The 2,441-nt window shown below is 46.5% G+C and carries 2 protein-coding genes; both read right to left on the reverse strand.

Going from position 1 to position 2,441, the window contains the following annotated elements; translation table 11 throughout:
* Positions 1 to 46 precede the first annotated feature (46 nt).
* Positions 47 to 256 (reverse strand): HNH endonuclease, encoded by a 210-nt coding sequence (locus ACE1CM_RS20370; protein ID WP_374879804.1) that lies wholly within the window; start codon positions 254 to 256, stop codon positions 47 to 49.
* 30 nt (positions 257 to 286) lie between these two features.
* Complete coding sequence (ltrA, locus tag ACE1CM_RS20375; protein ID WP_374879806.1) at positions 287 to 1,807, reverse strand: group II intron reverse transcriptase/maturase; 1,521 nt, start codon at positions 1,805 to 1,807, stop codon at positions 287 to 289.
* Positions 1,808 to 2,441 lie beyond the last annotated feature (634 nt).

Consider the following 2,441-nt stretch of genomic DNA (forward strand, 5'->3'; position numbering starts at 1 on the left):
GTCGCCGTGTCCTCCTCCCCTTAGAACCGGACTTGACAGTTTCCCATCATCCGGCTATTGCCTTTTGCCTTGCAGTACAGTTGCCTGTGTGTACGTGTTTGTGACACGACTTGTGTAGATGAGCCAGATTATCGACCTTATCTGAGCCTCCATCTTTCACCCTTACCTTGTGGTGGGTGTGCAGTTCCTCTCCATTGAACAGATGTTCGCCGCATACAGGACACTTCCATCCTTGGTTTTCCGCCACTTTGTACATTTTGGTTCCTTTTGTCCAATAGGTTTTCCCCTATGTGGTTTGGCGGTTTTTCCAGTATTCGGTGAGTGTAGGGTCGTCGGGAGATGAAGCGCCTTTGATTTTAATGTGACGCTCAATGGGTATTAGTGCCAGCCGATGGATGGCTATTTTTTCTTCCTTGCCATCTCTTGTTGTCTTGTTTGTTGCAAAAGTCCACTTGACTCGATTGATTGTTGGGAAGTATTTCTTTCGCACCCATTCTTTCCCTTTTCCCTTTTGTTTGCCAACTCTTTTTGAGTGCCTTCTCACTGCCCATTTCCAGAGCGCTTTCCATATTTCATGGTCAACATATGAGAAGACTCGTTGGCTTGCGGCGTGTCTGTAGTAGTTTCCCCATCCTCTGAGTATTGGATTGAGGTACGAGATAACTGCCTCTTGGCTGATATTAGGGTGCTTTTTGAGCCATTCCCGTATTTCTGCCCAGAATTTTCTTACCTTTTCCTTGTCAGGAAAAGTAAAACAGCTACCTTTGAACTGACGGATATTAAACCCTAGAAAGTTGACCCCTTGTTCGATGTGAACGACATTGGTTTTATCCTGATTCAGTTCTAGACCTCTTTTTGATAACCATTGCTGGATGATGGGTTTTATTTCCTCAATGTCCTCTTTGCTTCTGGCGGTTATGATCAAGTCGTCGGCATATCGAACGAATCCGTATTTGTCGAGCTTCTTCTTTTTCGTATATTCTTCACCCGTGGCTCTCCTTGTACATTGATAGGTTTTCTCCTTCTTGTGGTTGGATAGTAGCCGTTCCATGCCATCGAGAGCTATGTTTGAGAGTAGAGGGCTAATGATGCCCCCTTGTGGTGTACCGCTTTCTGTTTTATGGAACACTTCGGCTTCTACATATCCTGCTTTTAGCCATTGTTTGATTAGCTCTCTGCCGGGAATTTTCCCAATTGCTTCAAGTATGTATTCGTGGCTAATGTTGTCGAACGCCCCTTTGATGTCGGCATCTAGTAACCAGGTGTCCATGCCTTTCTGGAGTCTTATCCAGCACTGACTTATGGCATCCTGACAGCTCCTACCTGGGCGGAATCCGTAGGAATTGGATTCAAATTCTTGTTCCCATACAGGTTCTAGGGCGTTCTTGACGATTGCCTGTGCGACTCGGTTTTTGACCGTAGGGATTCCCAGTGGGCGTTGTTTGCCGTTTGCCTTGGGGATGTATATCCTTCTGGCTGGCTTGGCAGCCCATAGGGTGTGCGTCAGCATAACTCTTACGAGTTCGACTCTTTCTGTCGGGGTTGTTGCCGTCTGACCGTCGATGCCAGCCGTTCTTTTCCCAAGGTTTTCCTGAGTCACGCTGAGCACTGACAATAGCAGGTTGGAGTAACTGCGTAGCATTAGCTTCATTAGGCTTTTGACCTTATTCCACTGATCGTTCTGCTTGGCTCGATAAATTCTCCGTCTTAGGTTCCTCACTCGCTTTTTGACGGTCTTCCAATCGATGTCTGACCATTCTTTTAGCGGTTCCTTAGCTCTGATTTCATTTCTGAATCTATCTTTCACTTCGGTTAAGTTCCTTGATGAAGTCCTTATCGTTAAGACCCATTGGAAGTCTGCCGTCTTTCAACGTGGGGCAAATTTTGAACCCCTATCCCCTGCGTTACACAAGGGCGTTCGCTTCCTCCAACTTCCTCTACCCTCCAGATAGTTCCGTCTTCCTTGCGGTCAACCTACTCAAGATTTCGACCTTGTTCCTGAGAATCTATAGGGCTTACTGTGTTTCGTACATCTGAACTTCGATTGAATTAGGGTTCCATCTCTATTCCGGCAGGAGTTTAGTTCTCTCGTTATGACCAGCCATACTGCCATAACCAACCTGCTTACCTTTTGGTCAGAGTGTATCAACCTGTTTCACTCTTTCGCGAGTTACGGAACTATCAATGATGATTCACTTTCGTTAACCCTTCTCAATCTTCCCCTTGCCTTCCTTACAATTCAGGTTATGTATCTTAGGCTTTTGTGCCTTGCATTCCATCGGTTTCATTGCTTACTGCCGACGTAGGCAGAGTCTCTGACTCTTTTTACATGGGGACGGGGAGAGAGAAATCCCCGGAGGAGGCGGCTCCTCATTCTTAACGTGTTTAACACGTTGATGTACGACTTTCACATCGCACATGGCTAGTCGCGAACCTGGGGG

Source organism: Microseira sp. BLCC-F43, from assembly GCF_041929235.1.
Classification (GTDB): domain Bacteria; phylum Cyanobacteriota; class Cyanobacteriia; order Cyanobacteriales; family Aerosakkonemataceae; genus Microseira.